23 protein-coding genes and 3 pseudogenes are annotated in these 26,213 nt (G+C 64.5%); 15 read left to right on the top strand and 11 right to left on the bottom strand.

Annotated features, from left to right (window positions below; all coding sequences use genetic code 11):
- Nucleotides 1–62 precede the first annotated feature (62 nt).
- The 5 genes from H9529_RS10930 to H9529_RS10910 all read left to right on the top strand — a co-directional run bounded on the left by H9529_RS10930 (nt 63) and on the right by H9529_RS10910 (nt 4,061).
- The gene (locus H9529_RS10930; protein WP_092884215.1) at nt 63–359 is read left to right on the top strand and encodes a hypothetical protein; all 297 of its coding nucleotides are present in this window, start codon (nt 63–65) and stop codon (nt 357–359) included.
- The gene (acsF, locus tag H9529_RS10925) at nt 356–1,459 is read left to right on the top strand and encodes a magnesium-protoporphyrin IX monomethyl ester (oxidative) cyclase (RefSeq protein WP_092884213.1); all 1,104 of its coding nucleotides are present in this window, start codon (nt 356–358) and stop codon (nt 1,457–1,459) included. The genes H9529_RS10930 and acsF overlap by 4 nt, the downstream gene beginning before the upstream one ends.
- The gene (puhE, locus tag H9529_RS10920; protein WP_092884211.1) at nt 1,459–2,268 is read left to right on the top strand and encodes a putative photosynthetic complex assembly protein PuhE; all 810 of its coding nucleotides are present in this window, start codon (nt 1,459–1,461) and stop codon (nt 2,266–2,268) included. The genes acsF and puhE overlap by 1 nt, the downstream gene beginning before the upstream one ends.
- The gene (hemA, locus tag H9529_RS10915; RefSeq protein ID WP_092884209.1) at nt 2,258–3,469 is read left to right on the top strand and encodes a 5-aminolevulinate synthase; all 1,212 of its coding nucleotides are present in this window, start codon (nt 2,258–2,260) and stop codon (nt 3,467–3,469) included. Before puhE ends, hemA begins: the two co-directional genes overlap by 11 nt.
- 139 nt (nt 3,470–3,608) lie before the next feature.
- The gene (locus H9529_RS10910) at nt 3,609–4,061 is read left to right on the top strand and encodes a c-type cytochrome (RefSeq protein ID WP_223814141.1); all 453 of its coding nucleotides are present in this window, start codon (nt 3,609–3,611) and stop codon (nt 4,059–4,061) included.
- 404 nt (nt 4,062–4,465) lie between these two features.
- On the opposite strand, the gene tspO is transcribed toward H9529_RS10910, so the two are convergent.
- Genes tspO through crtI form a run of 3 tightly spaced genes read right to left on the bottom strand, consistent with a single transcriptional unit; the run spans nt 4,466 to nt 7,536 of the window.
- On the bottom strand, nt 4,466–4,939 hold the full coding sequence (tspO, locus tag H9529_RS10905) for a tryptophan-rich sensory protein TspO (RefSeq protein ID WP_092884207.1): 474 nt from the start codon (nt 4,937–4,939) through the stop codon (nt 4,466–4,468).
- 3 nt (nt 4,940–4,942) lie between these two features.
- Nucleotides 4,943–5,983, bottom strand: a complete 1,041-nt coding sequence (gene crtB, locus H9529_RS10900) for a 15-cis-phytoene synthase (protein ID WP_092884205.1) — start codon at nt 5,981–5,983, stop codon at nt 4,943–4,945.
- Entirely contained in the window at nt 5,980–7,536 is a 1,557-nt protein-coding gene (gene crtI / locus H9529_RS10895) for a phytoene desaturase family protein (protein ID WP_092884203.1), read from the bottom strand. Before crtI ends, crtB begins: the two co-directional genes overlap by 4 nt.
- Before the next feature lie 128 nt (nt 7,537–7,664).
- On the opposite strand from crtI, the gene crtA reads away from it, so the two are divergent.
- From crtA to bchO, 4 genes are read left to right on the top strand one after another with little or no spacing between them, the layout of a single operon-like run.
- Nucleotides 7,665–8,396 (top strand): spheroidene monooxygenase, encoded by a 732-nt coding sequence (gene crtA, locus H9529_RS10890; protein WP_092884202.1) that lies wholly within the window; start codon nt 7,665–7,667, stop codon nt 8,394–8,396.
- Between the two features lie 33 nt (nt 8,397–8,429).
- Complete coding sequence (gene bchI, locus H9529_RS10885; protein WP_092884200.1) at nt 8,430–9,431, top strand: magnesium chelatase ATPase subunit I; 1,002 nt, start codon at nt 8,430–8,432, stop codon at nt 9,429–9,431.
- Nucleotides 9,424–11,139 (top strand): magnesium chelatase subunit D, encoded by a 1,716-nt coding sequence (locus H9529_RS10880; protein WP_223814140.1) that lies wholly within the window; start codon nt 9,424–9,426, stop codon nt 11,137–11,139. The genes bchI and H9529_RS10880 overlap by 8 nt, the downstream gene beginning before the upstream one ends.
- A complete protein-coding gene (bchO, locus tag H9529_RS10875; protein WP_092884196.1) occupies nt 11,139–12,008 on the top strand; it encodes an alpha/beta fold hydrolase BchO in 870 nt (289 codons plus the stop codon). Before H9529_RS10880 ends, bchO begins: the two co-directional genes overlap by 1 nt.
- Before the next feature lie 766 nt (nt 12,009–12,774).
- On the opposite strand, the gene H9529_RS10870 is transcribed toward bchO, so the two are convergent.
- The 5 genes from H9529_RS10870 to H9529_RS10850 are packed head-to-tail and all read right to left on the bottom strand — an operon-like array spanning nt 12,775 to nt 16,385.
- Nucleotides 12,775–13,407, bottom strand: a complete 633-nt coding sequence (locus tag H9529_RS10870) for an ABC-type transport auxiliary lipoprotein family protein (RefSeq protein ID WP_092884194.1) — start codon at nt 13,405–13,407, stop codon at nt 12,775–12,777.
- A 4-nt stretch (nt 13,408–13,411) separates the two neighbouring features.
- The gene (locus H9529_RS10865; protein ID WP_092884192.1) at nt 13,412–14,317 is read right to left on the bottom strand and encodes an MlaD family protein; all 906 of its coding nucleotides are present in this window, start codon (nt 14,315–14,317) and stop codon (nt 13,412–13,414) included.
- A gap of 1 nt (nt 14,318) precedes the next feature.
- Nucleotides 14,319–15,113 (bottom strand): ABC transporter ATP-binding protein, encoded by a 795-nt coding sequence (locus H9529_RS10860; RefSeq protein ID WP_092884190.1) that lies wholly within the window; start codon nt 15,111–15,113, stop codon nt 14,319–14,321.
- Complete coding sequence (locus tag H9529_RS10855) at nt 15,113–16,216, bottom strand: ABC transporter permease (protein ID WP_092884188.1); 1,104 nt, start codon at nt 16,214–16,216, stop codon at nt 15,113–15,115. Before H9529_RS10855 ends, H9529_RS10860 begins: the two co-directional genes overlap by 1 nt.
- The gene (locus H9529_RS10850) at nt 16,194–16,385 is read right to left on the bottom strand and encodes a Thivi_2564 family membrane protein (protein WP_092884186.1); all 192 of its coding nucleotides are present in this window, start codon (nt 16,383–16,385) and stop codon (nt 16,194–16,196) included. Before H9529_RS10850 ends, H9529_RS10855 begins: the two co-directional genes overlap by 23 nt.
- A gap of 517 nt (nt 16,386–16,902) precedes the next feature.
- Between H9529_RS10850 and H9529_RS10845 the strand changes: the two genes are divergently transcribed.
- Entirely contained in the window at nt 16,903–18,138 is a 1,236-nt protein-coding gene (locus H9529_RS10845) for a metallophosphoesterase family protein (RefSeq protein ID WP_092884183.1), read from the top strand.
- A complete protein-coding gene (locus tag H9529_RS10840) occupies nt 18,138–21,575 on the top strand; it encodes an ATP-binding protein (protein ID WP_092884181.1) in 3,438 nt (1,145 codons plus the stop codon). Before H9529_RS10845 ends, H9529_RS10840 begins: the two co-directional genes overlap by 1 nt.
- Before the next feature lie 176 nt (nt 21,576–21,751).
- On the opposite strand, the pseudogene H9529_RS10835 reads toward H9529_RS10840, so the two are convergent.
- Nucleotides 21,752–21,880, bottom strand: a pseudogene (locus tag H9529_RS10835) (IS5/IS1182 family transposase); the annotation flags it as partial.
- Nucleotides 21,881–21,892: 12 nt separating this feature from the next.
- On the opposite strand from H9529_RS10835, the pseudogene H9529_RS10830 reads away from it, so the two are divergent.
- Nucleotides 21,893–22,258, top strand: a pseudogene (locus tag H9529_RS10830) (integrase core domain-containing protein); the annotation flags it as partial.
- Nucleotides 22,259–22,443: 185 nt separating this feature from the next.
- On the opposite strand, the gene H9529_RS10825 reads toward H9529_RS10830, so the two are convergent.
- On the bottom strand, nt 22,444–23,643 hold the full coding sequence (locus tag H9529_RS10825; RefSeq protein ID WP_092884179.1) for an MFS transporter: 1,200 nt from the start codon (nt 23,641–23,643) through the stop codon (nt 22,444–22,446).
- A 165-nt stretch (nt 23,644–23,808) separates the two neighbouring features.
- Here H9529_RS10825 and H9529_RS10820 point away from each other — a divergent pair, with 165 nt between their 5' ends.
- The 3 genes and pseudogenes from H9529_RS10820 to H9529_RS10810 all read left to right on the top strand — a co-directional run.
- On the top strand, nt 23,809–24,507 hold the full coding sequence (locus H9529_RS10820; RefSeq protein ID WP_223814139.1) for an AraC family transcriptional regulator: 699 nt from the start codon (nt 23,809–23,811) through the stop codon (nt 24,505–24,507).
- Between the two features lie 562 nt (nt 24,508–25,069).
- Entirely contained in the window at nt 25,070–25,300 is a 231-nt protein-coding gene (locus tag H9529_RS10815; RefSeq protein WP_218132085.1) for a VOC family protein, read from the top strand.
- Nucleotides 25,263–25,505: pseudogene (locus H9529_RS10810) on the top strand (IS3 family transposase); the annotation flags it as partial. The gene H9529_RS10815 and the pseudogene H9529_RS10810, both read left to right, overlap by 38 nt.
- Here the strand turns inward: H9529_RS10810 and H9529_RS10805 are convergent.
- Nucleotides 25,504–26,118, bottom strand: coding sequence for a TIGR02466 family protein (locus H9529_RS10805; RefSeq protein WP_092884175.1), 615 nt, complete (start codon nt 26,116–26,118; stop codon nt 25,504–25,506). The pseudogene H9529_RS10810 and the gene H9529_RS10805 sit on opposite strands and share 2 nt — an antisense overlap.
- Between the last annotated feature and the right edge of the window lie 95 nt (nt 26,119–26,213).

Raw genomic sequence — 26,213 nt, 5'->3', positions numbered from 1 at the left:
ATTCAGTGTTAAATCGCTCACATGGTCGCCCCGTGACCTGAATCATAAAAAAGGGAACAGCCATGGGATTGTTTTTCAAAGACAAGGAGACCGCGCCCTGCACGGTTGAGGTGTCGCATCGCTTCGAGAGTCTGCACGCGCATGTCCGCTTTAATAATGGGGCGATTGTACACCCCGGAGATGAAGTTCTGGTGCATGGCGCGCCCGTGCTGGCCGGATATGGCGAACTGGTCGTGGAGGACCGGACTGCCACCATCGTGCGCGCCAGCCTGATGGAACGCACCTGGACCCGCCTGACCGGCGATTTCGAGGTGATGGAGCTTTGCGAATTCTCGTTCTCGGAAGAGGTGACCCTATGAATGTCCAGTCCCCCGCACTCGAGGCGACAGCCGTACGCGAACCCGCGAAACGCGACATCAGCGAATCTACCCAGCGCGCCGCGACCACAACATTGTTGGACCCGCGATTCTACACCACTGATTTCGACGAGATGGACCGGATCGATGTAACGCCGGTGCGCGCCGAATGGGATGAGATGCTGGCCAAAATGAAGGCCGATCCCAACAAGACGCACTTCAAGAAAGACGAAACCTGGGACCCGGTCGACTGGGACGGGATGGAGCCGGAACTGAAGAAAGAGCTGACAGATTTCCTGGTATCCTCGCTGACGGCCGAGTTTTCGGGCTGCGTGCTTTACAAGGAAATGAAGCGGCGCGGCAACAACCCCGACATCTGCGAGCTGTTCAATTACATGGCCCGGGATGAGGCGCGCCACGCCGGTTTCATCAATGACGCCCTGCGCGAAGCGGGCATCGCGGTGAACCTAGGCTTCCTGACGAAGGCGAAGAAATACACCTATTTCCGCCCGAAATTCATCTATTACGCCACCTATCTGTCGGAAAAGATCGGCTATGCCCGGTATATCACGATCTACCGGCATCTGGAAAAACACCCCGAACACCGCATCCACCCGATCTTCAAGTGGTTCGAGAAATGGTGCAACGACGAATTCAGCCATGGCGAGGCCTTCGCCCTGTTGATGAAGACCGACCCCAAGCTGACCAATGGTTTCGTCAACAAGCTGTGGATCCGGTTCTTCCTTGTCGCGGTGTTCAGCGTCATGTGCATCCGCGACCATGCGCGCCCGGCGTTCCACAAGGCGCTGGGGATCGACATCGACTGGTATGACCGCGAAGTCTTGCAAAAGACATCCGACATCAGCCGCCAGATTTTCCCGATCACCATTGATCTGCAAAACCCGCGCTGGGAACGCGGCGTGACCCGTCTGCGCCATGCCAGCAACGACATGGCCCATGCCAGGGCACGTGGCGGTATCGGTGGGATGCTGGGACGGATCAGCGCGGGAACGCGGGCCGGGCTTGCCTTCGCCTCGCTCTACCTGATGCCGGTCAAGCACCACACGCCGCCCGCTGATCCCCGGATGGAGCCGTCTTACTGATGGCCGCGGGGTGGGCAGCCGCGCTTTTTGCGCTGTTCATCTGGTGGTTTTCCACCGGCGTGATCCTGTGCGTGGTCAAGTTTTCCGACCGCGAGGGGAGGGGCGCGCATGTGCGATCAGTGCTGCTGGGCCTGCCAGTGCTGCTGGTGGGCCTGTGGGGGTTTGATGTGACCATGGGAGATGCCAGCGTTATCGGCGTCTACCTTGCGTTTCTGTCGGCGCTGGCAATCTGGGGCTGGGTGGAACTGGCATTCCTGGCCGGGGTCATCACGGGCCCCGCCCCTATCCCAGCGGCGCGTAACGTCCCGGAATGGGAACGTTTTTTGCGCGCCTGGGGCACCATTGCCTACCATGAGATGCTGTTGATCGCCCTGCTTCTGGGCCTGTGGTTCTGGTCGGATGGGGTAGCCAACCCGTTTGGTTTCTACACCTTCGCCGTGCTGTTCTTTGCCCGCATCTCGGCCAAGCTGAACCTGTTTTACGGCGTGCCGAAGATCAACGTGGATTTCCTGCCCGACCCGCTGCGTCACCTGTCCAGCCACTTCCGCATTGCGCGGCTGAACTGGGTTTTTCCGGTGTCAGTCAGCGTGCTGACCTTTGCCGCAGCCTGTTGGGTAGAGCGTCTGATCGGCGCGGGCCCGGCGGAAACCGTGGGCTTTGCCCTGCTGGCGGCGCTGACGGCGCTGGCCGCCCTCGAACACTGGTTGATGGTGCTGCCATTACCGGACGACAAACTCTGGCGTTGGATGCTGCCCGCACCCAAGGCCCAACAAAAGCCTAGGATAAGTGAGGAAACCCATGGACTTTGACGCCCTTTTCAACGCCCAGCTCGACGCGCTCAAGCATGACGGCAACTATCGTGTTTTTGCTGAGTTGGAGCGTACCTGCGGCCAATTTCCGCGCGCGGTCAATCATGGCGACGGCGCGCCGGAAGTGACCGTCTGGTGCTCCAACGATTATCTGGGCATGGGGCAGAACAGCGCCGTGACCACTGCAATGAAAGACGCGATCGATACATGTGGTGCGGGCGCCGGGGGGACGCGCAATATCTCGGGCACCAATCGGCACCATGTCGCGCTGGAGGCCGAACTGGCCGATCTGCACGGCAAGGAATCAGCACTGCTGTTCACCAGCGGTTATGTTTCGAACTGGGCGGCGCTTTCGACTTTGGGGTCGCGTTTGCCGAATGCGGTGATCTTGTCGGACGCGCTGAACCACGCCTCGATGATCGAGGGCATGCGCCAGTCCCGCGCCGACAAAGTGATCTGGAAGCACAACGATCCTGAGGATCTGAACCGCAAACTGGCGCAGCTCGATCCTGACCGGCCGAAAATTGTTGCTTTTGAATCAGTCTATTCCATGGATGGCGACATCTGTCCGATGAAAGAAATCGTCGAGGTGGCCGAGGCGCATGGCGCCATGACCTACCTTGATGAGGTGCATGGCGTGGGTCTGTACGGGCCGCGCGGCGGTGGTGTTTCTGAACGCGAAGGGCTGGCGGATCGGATCACGCTGATCGAAGGGACGCTGGGCAAAGCCTTTGGTGTGATGGGCGGATATGTCACCGGATCGGCGGCGATGTGCGATTTTATCCGGTCTTTTGCCAGTGGTTTCATCTTTACCACGGCGTTGCCGCCCGCGGTGGCGGCGGCGGCGACCACGTCGATCCGGCACCTGAAAACCAGCAATGTCGAGCGTTTGCGCCAGCGTGCGCAGGTCGCCAAGTTGCGGGCGCGGCTGGATCGCCTTGGCATTCCGCATCTGGACAACCCCAGCCACATCATTCCGGTGATGATCGGCGACCCGGTAAAATGCCGGATGATTTCCGATATCCTTATGGATACATACGGAATTTATGTGCAGCCGATCAATTACCCCACAGTGCCCAAGGGCACGGAACGGCTGCGCCTGACGCCTGGGCCGTTGCATTCGGATGCCGACATCGAGCATCTGGCGCAGGCATTGGGCCAGTTGTGGAGCCAATGCGCCCTGTCGCGTGCGGTGGCTTAAGGGCTGGCTTGCCTCGGGCCCGTATAGCGCTACACTAAACAAGTGAATCAGTGCACATGCATTGGTTTTCCTGTCCCTGAAGCAGCAGGGGCACGCAACAGGTAATAGGCCGAGCTTCGCCCGGTTGTGGAGGACTGAAATGACACACACGAAATTTTTCGGCATCGCTGCGATGATTGCCACGCCGTTGTTCGGCGGTGCTGGAATGGCGCAGGATGCTGCCGAGGGCGAGCGTGGGTTTCGCCAATGCGCAAGCTGCCACGGGATCGTTGCCGATGACGGCACCGTGATCCAGCGCCTTGGGCGCATCGGGCCGAACCTTTGGGGCGTCCCGGGCCGTCAGGCGGGGACCGACGCGGAATTCCGCAATTATTCCGATGGGATGGTTGCCGCCGGCGAGATGGGTCTGGAATGGAATGAGGAAGATTTCACCGTCTACCTTGCCAACCAGACCGAGTTCCTGCGCGAATATACCGGCGACAGCTCGGTCCGCAGCAACATGAACCACCGCCTGCGCGGTGAGGCTGCCGACATCTGGGCCTATCTGGTCAGCGTCAGCCCGGAAGTTGAGGCGACGCCAGCCGGGGGCTGATTTTCGCTGAAAATTTGATGGAAAAAGGCGGATCACCAAGGGTGTATCCGCCTTTTTTCATTGAGGAATTAATGGTTGTCCGGGTGGAAAATACGGCGTCTGGAAATGGTATGGAAACAGTATGGCTTTGATACATACGCGCGCCGGGGTCGGGGGCTGTTAAGGGTCCGGGCGCGTCAGCGAGGGGATTTTCGGGTTTTTGGGGTGCCGGGGAATGCGGTGCCGGATTTTGGGGATTCGGGGGAGCGGTTTACCCTGCGCCCGCCATCGCCGGGGCTATTGCCGAGGGCATGCCGGGGCGCTGGTCGCAGCGGGCACGGCGAATGCTTGCGGTTCCATTTGAATGGGTTTGCGGCGCAGGGGCGGCGTATCGTTTCAGTAACCTGAGGCGCACCCGGTCCGCGTTATTGTGCCGGTTTCCCGCCCGCGCCGGGGTTGCGCCGCCAGACCGAGAAGTTCAGCGCACCGGCGATGCTGGCCCACAGCAGATAGGGGGCCAGCAACAGGCCCGCGACCGTGTCGATCTGCCAGAAGGTGACGGTGGTGGCCGCCACGGCAAGCCACAGGCCGCTGATGACCAACATGCCGCCCCCCAGCCGCCGCAGGCCGAAGAACACCGGCGTCCACAGTGTGTTCAGCACCAGTTGCAACGTGTAGAAAGCCATGGCCATGGGCGCGGCATCGGTCACGGCGATGCGCGCGGCGGCAACGGCCATGGCGATGTAAAGCACGGTCCAGACCACGGGGAACAACCAGTTCGGCGGGGTCCAGCGCGGCTTGTCCAGGCCCTTGTACCATGCGCCAGGCTCAAACAACGCGCCGGTTGACGCCGCTGCAATACTGGCCGCGAAGAAGATGGCAAACAATGTCCAATCCATAAACTAGGTTATGGGCGGCTCCGACTGAACAATCAAGCCCCGGCGGCTGCGATCCTTCGCTTCGAGCTGTCGCAGGGTGGCCAGCAGCCCGGCGGGGCGTTGCTGATGCACCGGGGCGGTTTTCGCGGCGGCATCGACCAGAAAGCGCACCTCGGGCGAGGGGGGGGCGAAGAGAACGGCGGAACGCGGCATGACCATGCCTGCGCCGGTCAGGCTGAGGGCCTTTGCCACCGCCCACAGTTTGGTGCCACCGGTGGTGCGGGCGCGGCGGGTCACGCTGTCATAGCCCGCGCGCGCGATGTCCTGCCCGATGGCGGCATAGATCAGCTGCGCCGACTGGATACCGGGGCGGCATGACAGCGGCAGCGCGGTGATGCCGGGACCGGCACGCAGGTAAAGCCGCGTGGCATGCGACAGCAGACGCTTTGTCATGCGGCGCACGGCCGGGGTGGGCTGCGGGTCCGCAAGGAAGGCGGCAGGATTGACGCCGAATTCGTCCATCCAGTCCAGCGGCAGGTAGATCCGGCCCGCCTGCGCATCCTCGCCGATGTCACGGGCGATGTTGGTCAGTTGCATGGCGAGACCCAGATCGCAGGCGCGCGCCAGCGTGTCGGCATCGCGGGCGCGCATCAGCACGCACATCATCGCGCCTACGGTTGCGGCGACACGGGCGGCATAATCCAGCAGGTCGGACAGGCTGTCATAGCGCCGTTCCATCGCGTCCCATGCCAGACCTTCCAGCAGCGCCTCAGGCAAGGCGCGGGGCATGTCGAAATCTTCGACAATCGCGGCAAAGGCGCGGTCGGCGGGGGCGTTGCGCGGGCGACCCGCATAGGCAAGGTCCAGCCGGTCGCGCAGCGACAGGACGGCGGCGGATTTTTCCGTGTTCAGGTCCACCGCGTCATCGGCAAGGCGGCAGAAGGCATAAAGCGCCAGCGCCGGGTCGCGCACATTGCCGGGCAGCAGTTTCGATGCGGCGTGGAAGGAAAGCGATCCGGTGCGGATGGCTTCTTCGCAATGGGTCAGGTCGGCAGGGTCGATCATTCGGCAGCCTGTGCAAAGGGGGCAGGGGTGGCGACGGGCGTGGCGTCGGGGATCAGTTTGCCCAGCACCTCGGCGGTGGAAATCACGCCGGGCAGGCCCGCGCCCGGGTGCGTGCCCGCGCCGACAAGGTAGAGGCCGGGCAATTCCTCGGACACGTTATGCGGGCGGAACCATGCCGATTGCAGGATGCGCGGTTCCAGCGAGAAGCCTGCACCGTTGGGCGACAGGTAGCGGGTGCGGAAGTCCGCCGGTGTCAGGACCATTTCGGTGGTGATGTGGTCGGCAAAGCCGGGCATCATGCCGTCGACGATTTTCGCCATTTTGGCGCGGTAGGCATCGGATTGCGCGGCCCAGTCGACCGGATTCTTGTGCCCCAGGTGCGGCACGACCGACAGGACATAGAAGGTGTCATCGCCCGCAGGCGCGGCGGTGGGGTCGGTGACCGTGGGGCGGTGGATATAAAGGCTCATGTCATCGGACAATTTGCCGTTGATGAAGATGTCACGCAAAAGGCCGGTGTAGCGCGGGCCGCTGGCGATGGTGTGGTGGCCCACATCAGCCCATTTTTCGCGCGTGCCCCTGGTGCCGAAGTACCAGACATAAAGGCCCGAGGACCAGCGCTGGCGTTTGACCTTCGCATCGGTCCAGCGGCGGCGTTTGTGGTGGCGCAGCAGGCGCGTATAGGTGTGGCCCGCATCGGCGTTCGAGATGACGATATCGGCGGGATAATGCGTGCCGTCGGTCAAGCGCACGCCGGTGGCGCGGCCACCTTCGGTGCTGATCGCATCGACCTCGGCGCCCATCTGCAAGGTTCCGCCCTGTTCGCGGACAATGCGCGCCATGGCCTGCGCGATGGCCTGCACGCCGCCCATGGCGTAATGCACGCCGAATTGTTTCTCCAGATGTGCCACGAGCGCGTAGATCGAGGTGACATGGCAGGGGTCGCCGCCGATGAACAGCGGATGGAAGGACAGCGCCATGCGCAACCGGTCGTCGCGCACAAGGCGGGCGGCGTGGGCATAGACCGAACGGTCGGCGCGCAGCATGGCGAATTTGGGCAGGACCTTCACCAGATCCCAGAGCTTGTGCATCGGGCGGCGGCCCAGTTGTTCAAAGCCGAAGCTGTAGCGCGCCTCGGCATCCTTGACGAATTGCGCGTAGCCCTTGAGGTCATCCGGCGACAGGCGGGCGACCCCCGCGCGCATGAATTCGCTGTCGCCGTTGACGTGGAGGTTGCTGCCATCGGGCCAGCGGATCTCATAGAACGGGTCCAGCGGGCGCAGGTCGATGTCCGCGTCAAAGTCGCGCCCGCAGACGGCCCAGAGTTCGCGCAGGGTTTGCGGCACGGTGACGATGGTGGGCCCAAGGTCGAACCGGTGGCCGTGTTGCGTGACGGATGAGCCGCGCCCGCCCGGCAGATCCAGCCGGTCCAGCACGGTGACGGCGTAGCCTTTCGCGCCCAGCCGCATCGCTGCCGCCAGCCCGCCGATGCCCGCGCCGACAACAATGGCTTTTGGCCGGGTGTCGGCATGGGGAGGGGTTGGATGGATCATGCGCACTGGCCTTTATGTCAATCTTGATTTACACCTATGATAGGGATGACTTGACTTTGCGTCCAGTAAACTTTCCTAGTTCCGGGGATTATGTAAGATTTTATTGACACATAACGAGAGGTGTCGGCGTGGAGGTTGTGAGCCTCAGTTTTTTCCGGTTTGACGGGGGTTTCGCGCGGATCTGGGCGTTTGCGCAGATGGGCTTCGCGCGGTTAAGCCTGCCGAACACGCCCGATATCGGCGTGTGGAAACTGTGCGGCACCGGCACGGGCGAGGGGTTCACGCCGCTGCCCAACACCGGCGTCTATGCGATTCTGGCAACGTGGCCATCGTTGGAGGTGGCGCGCGAACGGGTGGCGGGGGCGGTGACCTACCGGCGCTACCGGGCGCATGCCGCGCAGGACTGGACGCTGTTCATGGCGGCGACTTCGGTGCGGGGCCAGTGGGGCGGACGGGTGCCGTTCGTGGTCTCGGCCGATCCTGCGCCCGGCCCGCTGGCCGCGCTGACGCGGGCCACGGTGCGGCCAAGCCGCGCGCTGCGGTTCTGGAACCGGGTGCCCGATATTTCGCGCGTGATCGGGGCGGATGCGAATGTGGCGTTCAAGATCGGCATTGGCGAGGTGCCGCTGCTGCATCAGGTCACATTCTCGATCTGGCCCGACACGGCCAGCATGGCAGCCTTTGCGCGGACCGACGGCCCGCATGCCCGCGCGATCGCGGCGGTGCGGGCTGGCGACTGGTTTTCGGAAGAGCTTTATGCCCGGTTTCGCATTCTGGGCGAAGCGGGCAACTGGGGGCAGACAAGCCCGCTGAACGCGCTAAGACCTCTGGAACTGAACGAGACGCTGCACCGCGAATGACTTGCATATCCAATACGTGAAAGGCACGACGCAATGATCCCTTTTCCCTTTTCTGCCATCGTTGGACAGGAAGAAATGAAGCAGGTGATGCTGCTGACCGCGATTGATCCGGGCATCGGCGGCGTGCTGGTGTTTGGCGACCGGGGCACGGGGAAATCGACGGCAGTGCGGGCCCTGGCGGCGCTGTTGCCTCCGATCGAGGCGGTTGCGGGCTGCCCCGTAAACTCTGCCCGGCTTGCGGATTGCCCCGATTGGGTGACGCCGGGCGAAGGCATGGTGACAAAGCCCACGCCGGTGATCGACCTGCCGCTGGGCGCGACCGAAGACCGCGTTGTGGGCGCGCTGGACATCGAACGCGCGCTGACACGCGGCGAAAAGGCGTTCGAGGCGGGGCTGCTGGCCCGGGCAAACCGGGGCTATCTGTATATTGATGAGGTCAACCTGCTGGAGGATCATATCGTTGATCTGTTGCTTGATGTGGCGCAATCCGGCGTCAATGTCGTCGAGCGCGAGGGGTTGTCGATCCGCCATGCCGCGCGGTTCGTGCTGGTGGGGTCCGGCAACCCGGAAGAGGGCGAGTTGCGCCCGCAGCTTCTGGACCGTTTTGGCCTGTCGGTCGATGTGGTGTCGCCCAACGATATTGATACGCGGGTCGAGGTGATCCGCCGCCGCGATGCCTATGAGAACGATAACGCGGTCTTCATGGCGCATTGGCAGGGGCAGGACGCGGATTTGCGCGACCGGATTCTGGCGGCGCGGGTGGCGTTGCCATTGGTTGCCTCGGACGATCAGACGCTGCGTGATTGTGCGGAATTGTGCATCGCGCTGGGCTCGGACGGGTTGCGGGGCGAGTTGACGCTGCTGCGCTCGGCGCGCGCCCTCGCGGCGTTTGATGGGGCCGGGGCGGTGACGCGCGACCATCTGCGCCGCGTGGCCCCCATGGCGCTGCGCCACCGGCTGCGGCGCGATCCGCTGGATGATGCGGGGTCGGGTACCCGCGTGGCGCGTGTGCTGGATGAGGTGTTTGGTGCCTGAAGCAACTGAAACGTCGGCGGCAACCGATCCGGGCGGTATCTGGGCGCGGCTGGATCTGGCGCTGACGCTTCTGTCGATTGATCCCGGCGGTCTGGGCGGGCTGTGGCTGCGCGCGCGGGCCAGCCCGCTGCGCGACCGGGCGCTGGCCGGGCTGGCGCGGGTGGCGCTGCCGCAGCGGCGGCTGGCCGCCAACATGGGCGATGACGCGCTGTTTGGCGGGGTTGATCTGACCGCGACACTGGCCGAAGGGCGCGTGGTGATGCAGGCGGGGATCTTTGCGCAACCCTCGGCGCTGGTGCTGCCGATGGCGGAACGCAGCCCGCCGGGGCTGGCCGCGCGGCTGGCTCTGGCGTTGGATTCGGGCGTTGGGCATTGTCTGACGGCGCTCGACGAAGGCGCGGAAGAGGCCGAGCTGTTGCCCCCCGCGTTGGCCGACCGGCTGGCGTTTCACATTGACCTGACCGACCTGCGCCATGCCGCCAGCCGCGATCTGGCCGCGCATGATTATGCGGCGGCGCGCGCGCGGCTGGCCGGGGTGGCGCTGCCCGACGGGGCGGTGGAAGACCTGACGCTGGTGGCGGTGCAACTGGGCATCCCGTCGTTGCGCGCGCCGCTGCTGGCGCTGCGCGCGGCGCGGGCGCATGCGGCGCTGATGGGCAATAGGGTGGTGGGGCCGGATGATCTGGCCGCTGCGGTGCAATTGGTGTTCACGCCGCGTGCGACCCGGGTGCCCGAAACCCCCGAAGAGGACGATCAGCCCGAGGACCCGCCAGAACAGCCCGCAGACCCGCCTGACGAAAGCCCTGCGGATGAGGGCGATCAGGAAAAGTTGCCCGACCTGCCCGCCGAGGTGCTGCTGGAGGCCGTGAAGGCCCTGTTGCCGCCCGACCTGCTGGCGACCCTTGCCGCCGGGCAGGCGGCACGGGTTGCGAAATCCGGCGGGGCGGGGGCGGCAAAGAAGGGCAACCGGCGCGGGCGGCCAAAACCGTCACGCCCCGGGCGGCTGGACGGGCAGGCGCGGTTGGACCTGGTGGCGACGTTGCGCGCCGCTGCGCCCTGGCAGCCGTTGCGCCGGGCCAGTGCGCCGGACCGGCTGCTGCATATCCGCCCCGCTGATCTGCGCGTGAAGCAGTTCGAGGAAAAATCCGACCGGCTGTTGATTTTCACTGTCGATGCCTCGGGCTCTGCCGCGTTCACACGGTTGGCCGAGGCGAAGGGCGCGGTAGAGCTGATGCTGGCCGAAGCCTATGCGCGGCGCGACCATGTGGCGCTGATTGCGTTTCGCGGGCCGGGGGCCGAGGTATTGTTGCCGCCCACCCGGTCGCTGGTGCAGACGAAGCGGCGGCTGGCCGGGCTGCCGGGCGGTGGCGGCACACCGTTGGCCGCAGGGCTTCAGGCGGCGATGCAGGTGGCTGTGCAGGCGCGCGGGCGCGGCATGCAGCCCACGGTTCTGGTGCTGACCGACGGGCGGGCGAATATCGCGCTGGACGGGCGCGCCGACCGGGTGCAGGCCGGCGGCGATGCGCAGACCATGGCGCGGGCCTTGCGCGCGCAGGCGTTTCCGGGGCTGATCATCGACATGGGGCCACGGCCCGAGGCGGGGCTGAAGGCGCTCGCCGGGTTGATGGATGCGCCCTATCTGGCGTTGCCGCGTGCCAATGCCGCGCGGTTGTCCGGCGCGATCGGTGCTGTCCTGGGGGATGGGTGATGGATTTCGCCGCGATGCCCGCCGAGTGGCCCCATGCGGCCCACAGCCGGATGGTCGCCTGTGCGCCGCATCGCTGGCATGTGCAGGTGATGGGCGCGGGGCCGGTGGTCTTGCTGCTGCATGGCGCGGGCGGGGCGACGCACAGTTGGCGCGATCTGATGCCGCTTTTGGCGGGGCAATATACCGTGGTGGCGGTGGATCTGCCGGGGCAGGGATTTTCGCGCGCGGGCAGCCGGTCGCGCCTGTCGCTGGATGCGATGGCGGCGGATCTGGGCGCGCTCATGGCCGATCAGGGCTGGAACGTCGCGGCGATTGTGGGCCATTCTGCGGGGGCTGCGCTGGCCTTGCGCATGGCGCAGGGCGGGGGCCCGCGCGCGGTGGTGGCGCTGAACGGCGCGCTGGGCAAGTTTCGCGGGCTGGCGGGGTGGTTGTTTCCCGCCATGGCGAAGATGCTGGCGCTGAACCCGCTGAGTGCGGCGCTGTTCGCGCGCACCGCCGGATCGGGGCAGAGTGTGCGCAGCCTGATATCGGGCACCGGCAGCACGCTGGATGCGCGCGGGCTGGAGCTATATCGCGCGCTGGTGCGCGACCGGGGGCATGTGGATGGCACGCTGGGCATGATGGCGGGCTGGCGGCTGGATGCGCTGCTGGAGGCGCTGCCGTATATCCATACGCCGACGCTGTTTATCGCGGCCGAGAATGACCGCGCGGTGCCGCCCGATACGTCGGATCAGGCGGCGGCGCGGATGGGCAATGCGCGCTGCATCCGGCTGGCCGGGCTGGGCCATCTGGCGCATGAGGAAGCGCCCGAGGTGGTCGCACCGCTGATCCTGGCGTTTCTGGCGGAAATGGTGGTTTCCGACGACTGAAAGCGGCGTCGGCGCAGGCCTTCGTGAAGGCCATGGCCCCGCCGCCCGAGGGACGCGGCGGGGCCATGCAGCGGCACCGTCCCGATACGGGCCGGGCGCTGTCATGAGGGCCAGAATGGTGCGGGGACCAGGTTTGATACGGCGCTGCCGACAGCCCGGCTGCGCGCGTTCCCTGTCATGCCCGAACCTTGCCTGGACCCTAACTTGCTTGGACCCTGACTTGCATGGTCCTTGGCCCGCTCAGGCAAGGCCGAAATAGCTGACGACGAAGAGGACAACCACGACAAGGCCAATAATATAAATGATCTGATTCATTACACACCTGCTTTTTTGGGGCCGACCGGGGCCGACCGTGACTATGATCCGCTCCTGCCCTTGGGGCTGAGGCGGTATCATCCCGCGCGGCTGCGGTATTGGAAAACCCGCCGCCGCGTGGCGTTACAGGGGATTAACGCGGTGGACGCGGGTTGGTTCCACAGGGTTGGGGGATACAGGCGCTGCGCGGGGGTTTTGCGGGGTCTGGGGCAGAGACCCGCGCGCGGCAATCCATGGCGGCCTGCGTTTGTGCGCGGCTGCCGGCGCCCGGTCAACGGGTGCCGGGGCCGGTGACGGGGCCGGGCCCGTGCCGGGTTGCGGGGGCTGCGATGCGCAACACGATCGCCCCTGGCGCGTGCAAGGGCGCACGCCCCGCCCCGACTGGCGTGGCGTGGCATCAAAACGTCGGAGCGCGCGCGGTGCGCCGCCCGGTTGCCCCGCCGCCCCGCTTTCAGCGGGTCTGGGACTGGGTCCAGCGGACGATTTGGGGCAGCATGTCGCGCATGGCGGCGTCGAAGCCTGCGACCACGGCGCGGGTATCGTCGGAGGCCACGGTTGCCGTGGCGTCAAACCGGCGGGTGGCGGCGATGCGGCGGTCGTCCTCGCGGATCAGGGTCATGATGGCGCTGATCTTCACGGTGATGGGGGCGGCGTCGCTGCCTGAGGGTTCGGCCTGAAAGCTCTGCAAATCGGTCATCAGGGTGTAATCAGGCATCAGGCCTGCGCCGGTGCGCCCCACCAGCCGGAAGCCGCCCATGTTCTGGAAGGCGCTGACCAGCAGGGTCTGGACCTGTGCGGGCGCGGGTTCGGACCAGCGGCCATTTTCCAGATATTGCGCCTGATAGCGCAGGGGTTTGATCAAGATGCGGTCGGTGGCCAGCGCGCCCGGGGCCGAGGGTGCCTCGACCACCAGATGGCCGCGCCCGGGGGCGGGCGGGCTGTCTGGCGCGGGCGCGGACAGGGTGTAGGCATCCAGTTCGGTCGTGGCCTCTGACAGCGCCGAGACGGCGCCGCAGCCCGACAGCAGCGCCAGCGACAAGCTGAGAATGGCGGGGCGGATCACGGCAGAGGGGCAGAGGGGCATGGCATCAATTCCTGTATGACGGGGTCTGGTTGCCCAGAAGGAAGCGTCCGGGGTCGCTTGCAATCCGGTTGGTGAGGGCAGAGATATTCGCGATCAGCGCGCGGGCATCCCCCGCCACGGCGCGAAACTGCGGCAGCCCGGTGGTGGAAAAGTCGCGCAGCCCCGCCGCCGATTGGCGGATGTCGCCCGCCGCGGTCCGCAGCTCGGCGATCAGGGCGGGGATGTCGTCGGTCAGCACGCTGTCGGCGCTGCCAAACGCGGTCCGGGCATCTGCCAGCGTGGCATCGGCGGTTTGCAGCGTCACCTCGGCGGTGGCCATGACCGATTCCGCCTGTGCGGCAATCTGGTCGATGCGGGCGGTCGCGGTCTTCACGTTTTGCAAGATGTCGGCGACGGCGGCGCGGTTTTCGGGCGTGGTGAAGGCGCGGATATCTTGCATGAGCGACAGCGCCTCGGTCAGCAGGTCGGGCGCGTCGGACATGAGGCCCTGCACCAGCGAGGGTTTGGCCCGGATCACCGGCACATCGGCGGGGGGCTGGGGGCGCAAAGGCTCGGCATCGGTGCGCCCGCCCTCCAGCGCCACGAAGGACACGCCCGTCACACCCTGCGAGGCGAGGCGCGCCACGGTATCTTCGCGCACCGGGGTTTCGGCATCGACCTCGATCCGGACGCGGACCAGCGCCGGGTTTTCCGCGTCCAGCTCGATGGTCAGCACCTTGCCCACGCTGACGCCGTTGTAGCGCACGTTGCTGGCGTCACCCAGCCCGGCCACCGTGTCGAACACGATGTCGTATTGTGCATAGGTCCGGTCGATCTGCACCTTGGCCAGCCAAAGGATGAAGCCCAGTGCGGCCAGCATGGTCAGCAGGGTGAAGACCCCGACGAGGATGTAGCGGGCGCGTGTCTCCATATCAGGTCAGATCCTTCTGGCTTGGCGGGGGGGTGCCGGGCTGCGCGGCATGGGCGCGCGGGCCGTTGAAGTAGTCATGTACCCATGGGTGATCCACGCGGCGCAACTCCGCCATGGTGCCGGTCACCAGCACCTTGCGGTCGGCCAGCACCGCGACACGGTCGCAGGTGGCGTGCAGCGTGTCCAGATCATGGGTGACAAGAAAGATCGTCAGCCCCATCGCCTGTTGCAGCGCCTTGATGAGCGCGTCGAAATCCGAGGCCCCGATCGGATCGAGGCCCGCGGTGGGTTCGTCCAGAAACAGGATTTCGGGGTCCATCGACAGGGCGCGGGCCAGCCCCGCGCGTTTGCGCATGCCGCCCGACAGGTCGGACGGATAAAGGTCGCCTGCCGATTGCTTCAGCCCCACCATGGCGATGCGCAGGTCGGCCAGCGCGGTGCGGGTGGCGGGATCGACATTCAGGCGTTCGCGCATCGGGGCCTCGACATTCTCGCGCACGGTCAGCGACGAAAACAGCGCGCCGTCCTGGAACATGACGCCCCAGCGGTTGACCACGGCGTTGAGGCGCGCGGGGTCGGCGGTCAGCACATCGGTGCCCAGGACGGTGATCTGCCCGACGCTGGGTTTTTGCAGGCCGACGATGGTGCGCAAAAGCACGGATTTGCCGCTGCCCGACGCGCCGACGACGCCCAGCACCTCGCCGCGCATCACGTCGAGGTCGAGGTTTTGATGCACCACGGTCTTGCCGAACTGGTTGGTCAGGTTGCGCACCTTGATGATGGGATCGTCCGGCATCACACCCCCCAGATGGCGAAAAAGACGGAAAACAGCGCATCCACCACGATCACCATGAAGATCGCGATGACCACGGATTTCGAGGTCTGGTTGCCCAGCGATTCGGTGTTGCCCCGCACCTGAAGCCCCTGATGGCAGCCAACAATCCCGATGATAAGTGCAAACACCGGCGCCTTCGACAGGCCGACCAGCGCGTGGGAGACATCGGTGCTGGCCAGCAGTTGCGTGCGGAACATCCCGGGCGAGATGCCCAGTTCCACCCAGGCCATCAGCCCGCCACCCAAAAGGCCCGCCATATTGGCGATGAAGCCGAGCACCGGCAGCAAGAATATCAGCGCCAGAATGCGTGGCAGCACCAGCAGGTCGATGGGGTCGAGGCCGAGGACGCGCATGGCGTCGATCTCTTCGCGCATTTTCATCGAGCCGATGGCGGCGGTGAAGGCCGAGGCCGAGCGCCCGGCGACGATGATCGCGGTCAGCAAGATGCCCAGTTCGCGCAGGATGGAAATGGCGATGAGGTCCACCACAAACACTTCGGCCCCGAATTGCTGCAACTGTGTGGCGCCCTGAAAGGCCAGCACGATGCCGATCAGAAACCCCATCAGCGCCACGATCGGCACGGCGTTCAGCCCGGCCTGATGCATGTGGTGCACCAGCGCGGTGCCGCGCAGCCGTGAGGGGTGTATCACCACCCGGCCCATGGCCGCGATGACCTGTCCGAAAAAGCCGATGCTGGCGCCCAGGCTGGCACCGTAGGCGCTGATGCCCGCGCCAAAGCGCTCCAGGTCGTCGCCCGCATCGTGGTGGACGCGGCGTTTGGTGGGGCGGCGCGCGGGGGGCAGGGCCTCGGTCACCTTTTGCAGCAAGAGCGTTTGCGCCGCACTGGCCCCGTCCAGGCTGACGCTGCGGCCTTCGGCCTGCGCGCGGGCGAGGTGCCGGGCGATCAGCCACGCGCCCGCCGTGTCCAGTTCGGTCACGTGCGACAGGTCCAGCCGCGCCGCGCTGCCCAGTGTGTTCAGCGCGGTGCGGCTGTCGGCGAGCGTGGCCAGCGTGACCGGACCGGACAGGCGCCCTGCGGCATCAATTGCCGATTCTGATGCCATTCAGCCCACTCAGCACGCCGGTTCCTGTCAGAATCCACAGGATGACGAAGATCACCACGACGGCATTCAGGATGGATTTGATCTTCCGGTCCATCGGAATGTAGGTGTTCACCAACCACAAGAGCACGCCGACAACGACCAGTGTGACGACAAGATTAACCAAAGACATGGATCAGTTCCTTATTGTTTTCATGCAAAATTGCATATCATTCGTCCCGCCCCTGTCGTGTCTTGATGCAACTGACCTTGGCGACTTTCGCCGGAATCGGTCTGGCATCGGTCTGGAATCGGTCTGGCGGGTCACAGGTTAGACGACACGCGCCGCCCTGAGGTTGATCCAGATCAGACCCGAACACGCCTTTGGGGGCAAAAGCAAGTCCGGTCTGCGGCTTGGCACGCCGGGGTGCCATGTCCTGCGCCTGCGGCCCGTGTGCCGCCTTGGGGCCTTTCCAAGGATAACACCCATTATGAACGTGCAAGTCCGCCATTCGTTCCCGCCCGGCAGATGCAGGCGACGGCCAAGGTGGAAGAGCGTCAGATCGGGGCCGAGGCAGGCTTTCTCGCGCTCCTGCGCCGTGTCCAGCCGCGCGATGAGCGCTTCGTTCTAGATATCCGACCCCGTTCAAGCTATCCGAACCCAGATACTGCGCTAATTTCCCGGCAGCATCCAAGTAAGGGGTTCGATCGTGATCAAAATTCTTCACACCGCTGACGTCCACCTGGACTCGCCCCTTCGGTCCCTCGCGTTGCGAAACTCCGGGTTGCGCGACACGATTGCAGCGGCCTCCCGGTCCGCTTTCAGCCGTCTTGTCGATCTTGCCATTTCTGAAGAGGTCTCCGCAATTTTGATTGCCGGTGATCTTTTTGACGGGAAAGAACGCAGCGCCAGAACGGGTGCCTTTCTGATGGCCGAGCTGGACCGCATTGGAGATGCGGGGATCAGGGTCTTCTACATCAAGGGCAACCACGACGCGGAAAACCCGATCACCGGGACCCTCGATCTGCCTGCCCATGTCCACGTCTTCGATGCGCGTGGCGGGCGGGAACAACTGGCCGACGGGGTCTGGATTCACGGTGTCAGCTTCGCGGACCGCCACGCGCCGGACAATCTGGTACGGCGCTTCAAGGCGCCGGTACCGGGCGCGGTGAACATCGCCCTGCTGCACAGCTCGCTTGGTGGCGCGGTCGGTCATGACATCTACGCCCCTTGCAGTGTGGCGGATCTGGTCGGTGCGGGTTTCGACTACTGGGCGCTTGGCCATATCCACAAGCGGCAGGTCCATTCGCAAGCACCCTGGGTGGTCATGCCCGGCATCCCCCAAGGGCGCGACATCGGTGAGGCCGGCCCCAAATCCGCGACTTTGCTGACGATTGAACAGGGCCAAATTGACGTGACCGAAGTGCCCACATCGGTGGTGGAATTCGTCCAGACCGAAGTGGATGTCACGGATGCGGACAGCGACGAGGCCCTGCGCGCACTGCTGAAGAACCACATGGCCGCAACGCGCAAGACGGTCGCGGCACCCGTCGGCGTGGTCCGCCTGACGCTGACGGGCACACCGTCGCGCCATTGGCAATTTCTGCGGGATCGCGATGTCTGGGCCGAACAGGTGAACGAATTTGCCGAGGCCACGGGGGATTTGTGGATCGACAAGCTGATGTTTCGCCTGTCGCCCCCGGCTGCCGGGGACGAGGCCAGCGGCGCCGCGGATGAGTTGGCGGCGACGATGGCGGCGATCCGCGCAGAGCCTGGCTTCGCGGCTCTGGCGCGGGACGAGGTCGAGACTGTCCTGCAGGATCTGCCTGTCGGACTGCGAGAGCGATTGATGGCAGACGAGGCCGCCCGCGATACGCTGGTGGACAGGTTGACCCGCGCCGGTGCCGATCTGGTCCTGGCGCAGATGAAGGGGGCCAAAAGCTGATGCGGCTGCAACGCCTCTCCCTCGACCGTTTCGGCCATTTCACTGACCGGCAGTTCGACTTCGGGACCGCAAGCGACGGCCATGATTTCCACATCATCTATGGCCCCAATGAAGCCGGCAAGACGACCACGATGGAAGCTGTGCTGCGTCTCTTCTATGGCTTCCCGCTTCGCGAGGGCTACGCCTTCAAACATCCGCGCAGCAATCTGCAAGTCTCTGCCACGCTGGACATCGACGGCGCCGCGCGCCGCTTCACGCGCCTGCCCACGCGCAGCGGTTCCCTTGTCGATGAGACGGGAACCGCGCTGCCGGAGGCGGCGCTGTCTGCCCATCTCGCGGGCCTTTCGGAAGGGGATTACCGCCGTCTTCTTTGCCTCGACGACGAGACGATCGAACGCGGTGGCGAAGAAATCGCGAATGCCGAAGGGGATATCGGCCGCTTGCTGTTTTCCGCCGCCGCAGGCGTTGCCGACCTCAGCGCCGTTCTGGATGGCGTGCGCGACCGGGCCGACGCGCTCTGGAAGAAGCGCGGGCGCACGACCCGCATGGCCGAGCTGAAGCGCGCGCTGGCCGAGGTGGAAAAGGAGATCAAGGAGCGCGACGTGACCGCCAGCGCCTGGAAGGCCCTCAAGCGGGATCTGGCCAAAGCGCGCGAGACCGAGCAGGACGCGCGCAAGACGCGGGATGTGCTGAACACCACGAGGGCACACGCCGAGGCGCAGCGGCGTGCCTTGCCGCTGATGTCTGAAATTCTTGATCTGGAGGCGGCGATTGCCCCTTTCCCGACCTACCCCGATCACCTCGATTTCGATCCGGAGCGCCTGATCGAACTACGCGGCGATCGCGGGGTGGCCACGCAGAACATCGCACGCCTGACCGGGGAGGTGGCAGCGCTCCGGGAAGAGCGGGCGGGCCACGCGGTGAATCCGGATCTTCTCGATCTCTCAGCCGTGCTGGAGGATCTCGGGGACCTCAGTGCGCGGGACCGCACCGCACAGCTCGACCTTGGCAGGCGGCAGGAGGAACAGCAGGCGGCAGAGGCGTCCATGCGGCAGGCCGCGCGGGAGCTGGGGGTCGCGTCGCCGGATGTGGATCTGCAGGGGCTGGTCCTGTCGACTGCGGATATCGCGATGCTGGAAAGCGCAAGGGAAACACTGCGCGAAACCATGTCACAGGTAAATACCGAGGCCCGCGAAGTCGCCGAGCTCACGGAGCGGGTGACGGCCGCGACCGAGGCGCTGGAGGATGGCGCACCTGCGGCCGAGAATGCCCCGCAGGTTGCGGACATCCTGTTGCGTTTCGATGCGGATAGCCTGGCCCCCGCCCATGCAGCAGCGTTGCACGCCATCGAGGCCGCCAAGATCAAGGTCGACCGGTCCCTGTCAGCACTCTCCCTCGCAGGCGTGACGTTCGACCATCTGCCCGCCTGCCCGACCTCGCGGCTTCAGGCAACAGCGTGGGCTGAACGTCATGACGCGCTGGTCCGCGATCTGCGCACAATGACGGACAGACGTGACGAACATCTGGCGGACATGGCAGCGCGCAGCGCCCAAGCGGGTGCATTGACGCAAGCCGCGAAAGTCGTTTCCGACGCCGAGGCAACAGACATGCTGGCCCTGCGCGACGCATTATGGGCGGAGCACCTGAAAGCCTTGGACACAGGGACCGCCAACGCCTTCCACGCGGCGTTGCAAAAGCACGATACCGCCGCTGCGGCGCGTCTGGCCCAATCCCGCGAACTGGCGCAATTGCGCGAGATCGGACAGGCCGAAGCCGAAGCCCGCGCGCGCGCCGCTCAGGCAGAGAAGCGCCTCGCCACCCTTTGCGACGAACGCACCGGCATCGAGGCCTCGATCAGTGGGGCTGCGGCTCAGGTCGGGCTTACGACCAGCATCACGCCTGCCGAATGGCTGGACTGGGTGCTCCGTCACGAAGCGGCTGGAGACGAGGCGCAGCTGCTGCGCGAAACGCAAGACGCCAATCGTTCGACCCAGCAGCGTGCCGAGGCCCTGCTGGCAGAGCTTGCGGAGGTTTTGTCCTTTCAGCCGACAGACCTCGGCAGCGCCCTGAACGCGGCACGACGGCTGGCTGAGGAAGAGCGCAAGCAAGCCGACGCCCGAACGAAGGCCGGGGATTCCCTGCGACAGGCGCAGCGTATTCTTGCCCTGCGCGAGGCCCGCCACGACACTGCTTTGAAGGCCGGGGAAAACGCAGCCATGGCGTGGCAAGCGCTCATCCGCAGACTTCTTGGAGAGACGCTTTCGCCTGAGCGCTTGGCGGTCTCTCTGCAGCCACTCCGCGAGTTGCGCGAACATGAGACGGCACGCGCCGCAGCAGAGCGTAGAATCAAGACGATGCAGGCAGACCAGAAGCTGTTCGCCGAGGAGGTTGCGGCCTTGGCACGCGCCCATGATCTGGCCGAAGAGCCGACCCCCGCCCAGATATATTCGGCTCTCAAGGTCCTGTCGGACGGGGCGCGCATGGCCCGCGAGACGGTTGCGAATCTCGATATCGCCATAGAAGCAGCCGAGGCCGAGAGGGCGCGAAACAAAGACAGACAAGATGCCATCGACCAGGAGGTCGAGGCGATCGCGGTGTTTTTCCCCGACCCCGCCACCCCGCGCGACATCGACGCCCTGCGGCAAGTCGCGGCCCGCGCGCAGCAGGTGATCGGGAATCGCGCGACGCTCGAGAAACTCAGGCGGCAGGTCCTGTCCGAGCTGGGTGCCGCTGACATCGTGACGGCACGGACCCAGCTTGCGGACACCACAGTCGCCGCATTGGGGGCCGCCTTGCACAGCAGCGGATCGGACCTTGCCCATGCCGAGGAAGAGCTGACACGCGCCATCCAGGACAGCACGCGGGCCGAGCAGGCCCTTTCGGAAGTCAAAGGAGACGATCAGATTGCCGCGCTGGTCGAACAGAAGGCGACGCTGGAACTGGAGCTGGAAGAGGCTGCACTGGCGCACCTTGAGCTTTCACTGGGTCATCACCTCGCCTCGGACGCCATCCGGCGCTATCGCGACAGCCACCGCAGCGGGATGCTGACCGCGACGGAACACTGCTTTGCCAGCCTCACCCAAGAGGCCTATCCGTCACTGAGCACCCAGATCGAGAAGGACGCCGAGATCTTGCTGGCCGTCGATGGAAACGGCGTCAGCAAGCGCGCGGCAGAAATGTCGAAGGGAACGCGCTTCCAGCTTTACCTTGCGCTGCGCGCGGCGGCCCACGAACAGCTTGTCGGCCAGGGCACGACGCTTCCGTTCTTCTGCGACGACATCTTCGAGACCTTCGACGAGGCCCGCACCAGCGCCGCCTGTCGCGTCATGGAGACCATCGGCGGGCGTGGCCAGGCGATCTACCTGACGCACCACCGGCACGTGGTCGAGATCGCCATGAGTGTTTGCGAAACGCCACCCGTCGTGCATGAGCTGTGAAACGCCGCTCTCCAGGTCGGTACCGTTCGGGCGGGGGGCATCAAGCGCACTCGCAAACTACAGCCGAAGCCCTTCAGGTGGACAAAAACCGCCGAGGACGTCCTCACCCCGGAATGTTGCGTGGCGTTGTTGCAGAACTCACGCGTGAGGCGTGACTGCCCCTTCCCCCACTGACGTCATGCCACGCGGAGGATCTCGGCGGTGCCGAGGGCATTGAAGTGGTTCATGAGGGCGACGCGGATGTGGATTTCGGCGGTCTGGCGGTCTGGGTCTCTTGCGGCGATGCGCTCGCGGAAGGACTTGAGGTCGAACAGGTCATCCGCGACCTCATGCTCGAGGCCGTGGAACGCCGCTTTGGTGATCATCGTGCGCCGTCGGTCATCGAGATGCTGTCCGACAACGGGTCGCCTTATATCGCGAAGGACACGCAGATCTTTGCCCGCCAGTTGGACCTGAAGCCCTGCTTCACGCCGGTTCAGAGCCCACAGAGCAATGGCATTTCGGAGGCGTACGTGAAGACGCTGAAGCGCGACTACGTCCAGGTGACGCCGCTACCGGACGCCCACACAGTTCTCGGATTGATCGGAGCTTGGATCGAGGACTACAATGACAACCATCCGCACTCAGGGCTGAAAATGCGCTCACCACGCGAGTTCATCGCAGCTCAAACCGCAACCGCCTGAGTGTCCGGTCAAACGGGGGCAAGACCATATACCTGACAAGTGTTCACAGCTATGCACTCGAGTGTCCGCTGTTCGGGACGAGGTTGGATCGCAATGCTCCCGCAGTGAAAAGCCGCTTCCTGCTTCCCGCTTACCTCTAGGCAGATGGGAGGATGGCCCAACCCGCGGCTGGGTCCATCCATAGTTCATTTTAGTCTGACTCGACTGACGATGGTCACCACAGCGGCCATCAGGATCAGTCCGCTGACCAGAAACACCCCGCGTGGCCCTGAAAGCTCCAACAGGCCACCGCCAAGGGCCGCCCCCGCCGCGATGGCAAAGTTGATCGCGGCCACGATCAGGCTGCCGCCCGCCTCGGCCTGATCGGGTATGGCGCGGGTAATCCATGTTGACCACGCGACCGGCACGCCCGCAAAGACCAGACCCCAGATGGCGATCATCGCTGCATCCAGCACCGGGATACCCCCGAAAACAGTCAGCAGCACCGCAAGCACGGCCATGGTCAGCGGCATCGCGACCAGCGCCAGCCGCAGTGATCTCTGGATGACAAATGCGATCAGGTATGTGCCCAGGAAATTGGCCAGACCAAAGCCGAACAGGATCAGGGTCACGCCATCCACGCCGACGCCGGTGACGTTTTCCAGAAACGGACGAATATAGGTGAAGAACGTGAAATGCCCGGCAAAAACCAGAAGAACGGCGGACATGCCGATGCCGATGCCCGGACGACGCAGGACCTCGAACAGGATACCGGCCCGGGCGCGGCCCCGGGCCGGAAGCGGCGGCAGCGTCAGGATCTGGGTTAGCAGTGCCAGCAGCGCAAGGCCGCTCGCGGCCAGAAACACGCCCCGCCAACCGATCAGCGCGCCGAGATAGCTGCCTACCGGAACCGCAAAGACGGTTGCTGCCGAAACCCCCATGAACATGATCGAAAGGGCGCGCGGGATGTCAGGCTCGGGGACCAGTCGCATCAGGGTGGCGACCGACAGGCTCCAGAACCCGCCCAGGGCGATGCCCATCAGCACCCGCCCGATCAGCAGCGTCACGATCCCCGGCGCGCTGGCCGCGATCAGGTTGGACACGACCAGCAGCACCGAAAGCCCGATCAGCACCCATCGGCGGTCAATCCGCCCGATTGCGGACGAGATAAACAGACTGGTGATCAGAGCCACGAATGCAGTGGCGGTCACAGCCTGCCCGGCGGCACCTTTGCTGATCTGCAACCCCTCTGCCAGCGGTGTCAGCAGGCTGGCAGGAAGAAACTCGGCTGTCACCAGTGCAAAAACGCCAAGCGACATGGAAAAGACCGCGCCCCAGGCCGGACGGGTCTGTTCGGGGGCAGCCATATCCGTATCTGCGGCGGTCAGGAGGGTATCGGATGGCATGCTGTGTTCCTTGGATTGCTTTGGTGACGCAGCAAGATATAGCTTGGGATTTAGGATAAACTGCGCCAGTTTATCCGTTATGCTTGATCGAAACACCGAAATAGAGCAAGGCTGAGACGCCGTCAGCGAAGTGCTGCTGGGTATGCGCCTGCGCGGGGCCAGCTATTGGCGGCTGCTGCTGTTACCCGGCATGGCATCGCCCCTGAGACACTGTGTCAGGCCTTTGCAGAAATCCGCGACTGCGACACAGACGCCTGTCGCAGCACAGATACCATGATCCTGACAGGCGTGATGGAGCTGGACCTTGTTACCATGCAGTCTCTGGTCGCGCTGATGCCCGAGGCGATGTCGGTCTGTGCGCTGCTGGACCGCCAACCCGAAATGCACGCGATTCTGGCCGCGATGGAAGCCGAGATGACGCAGGACCGGCCCGGCTCGGCCGGGGTTCTGGCGCGGCTGGCAGATGTCATCGTAGCGCTGATCGTCCGGAGCTGGGTCGAATGCGGTTGCGACAATACCTCGGGCGTGATCACCGCCCTGCGCGACCCGCGGCTTGCACCGGTGCTGGTCGAATTGCACCGCGATCCGGGCCGCGCATGGGATGTGCCGATGATGGCGGCCCTGATGGGCGCGTCGCGTTCGGCCTTCTCCGAACGGTTCGTGGCCGTGCTGGGCGTCAGCCCGCTGCGCTATGTGACCGACCTGCGGATGCGTGTCGCGGCGCAATGGCTGGAACAACAGGGTACATCAGTGTCCTCGGTCGCCTATCGCCTTGGCTATGGCTCGCAGGCGGCTTTCACCCGTGCTTTCAAACGCGTCATCGGCGTGTCGCCAGCAGCCCATCGCCGTGCCGCCGGACGATAGGGCGACGGATCGTCTGGGCCATGCTATTTTTTCCTACCCGCTCCATAGAGAGTTCAACCACCCGACAGACAGGCGCTGCCGCAGTGCCGGAGCAAGCTCGACAAGATCGTGCATCGCGACGGCGAAGTCGGCATAGGGAATGCGGGAGATGCCGTCGTCCTACGTGACCATCGTGTCGCGGCCGAGAGCGTAGCGCCCGGTTCGCGGTCCTTGCAGCAACAGAGCAGCCGGGCGCAAATGTCGAATGCCATCCGAAAGCGACTCAAACCTATGGACTTTCTGAACCCTGTCGGAAGGCCGTGCTACGCGATCCTAACCCAAATGCCGAGCATGCCCGCCCCGAAGCCAACCTTCGACGCCGGACTTACGAAGGTCAGGTGAGCGGACGTTTGCTGCCGTTGACCGCCCTAGAATTCCAACCTAACCTCTGCTGGTCTGAAACAGGTTAGGCTCGGGAAGGTTGGCCCGGCCCCCGCGTTCTGCGGGTCCTTCCGCTGCAAGTCAGCGGCCCAAGACTATCAAGGCGTCTGCGCGGTGCAGGCGTCGATAGGAAGGGCATGACATGAAACCTAGAATTTCCGTACTGACACTCGGCGTAAGCAATCTCAAACGGTCGCTTTCTTTCTATCGCGACGGCCTTGGGCTGCCAACGAAAGGCATCATCGGGCAGGAGTTCGAGCATGGAGCAGTGGCGTTCTTTGACCTGTCAGGGTGTTTGAAACTTGCCATTTTTGCGCAAGGCAACATTGCCCACGATATGGGACGAAAACTATCAGGTCTACGGGGTGTGTAAGACGTGGCACCAGCTGAAGCGTGAGGGCTTTGAGTTGGCGCGCTGCACGGTGGACCGTCTGATGAAACAGATCGGTATACGTGGGGCCGTGCGTGGAAAGGCAATGAAGACAACGATTCCTGACACATCTGCGCCCTGTCCGCGCGACAAGGTGAACCGCGTGTTCCGCGCACCTGCGCCGAACCTGTTGTGGGTGAGCGACTTTATGCGTAGTTGAAGCTGATGCTGATACGATCCTCTTCCGCCGTATTCATTGGCACCTCATGGCGCAACCAACTTTCCCAAAGCAGCACGTCACCCACATCCGGCTGTACATAGATAAACTGACGCAGCGCTTCATGCGCGTTCTTCAGGCGCGCCGGTGCGGCCATCATCATTGGTAGGCGCGGGTCTTCAAACTTGATCGCAGATGTCCCTTTTGGCATCGCAACATAAGTAGTGCCGGAAATTACCGAATGCGGGTGGATATGGGCGGTGTGAATGCCGCCTTCCGGCAAGATGTTGATCCACAGATCTTCAAGCTTCAGTTTCTTGTCGCCCAGATCGAAGGCAAGGTCGTCGGCGAAGCTCGCCACGTGCTTGTCCAAGGACTTTTTCAAGGCTTTAAAGATGGGCATCCGCCATGTCAGGTCAGTCAGCGAGGCATAAGATGTGTAGCCCGGAAACGTGTTGTCAGCGCACCACTGTTGGCCAGCTGTGTCGTCTTCGGCGACCGACAAGCAGGCGTCAGCCAGTTCCGTGGCATCGACAGGTTTGCCATGCTTTGAAAGCTTGGCGCGGTACAGGCGGGTCACAAAGAGTGATGCAATATCTGACATGTTTCATTGATACCAAAGCCGCCAGAACAAAGCGAGGGTTGAAGTCGATTCCGCTCGCTACCAATCTTCAAAGCAGTCGCCTATATCGTCGGGTC

The sequence above is a fragment of the Roseicitreum antarcticum genome (assembly GCF_014681765.1).
Classification (GTDB): Bacteria; Pseudomonadota; Alphaproteobacteria; order Rhodobacterales; family Rhodobacteraceae; genus Roseicitreum; species Roseicitreum antarcticum.
The sequence above is the reverse complement of the archived record's forward strand: the minus strand, read 5'-3'. Positions and strand labels throughout refer to the sequence as shown.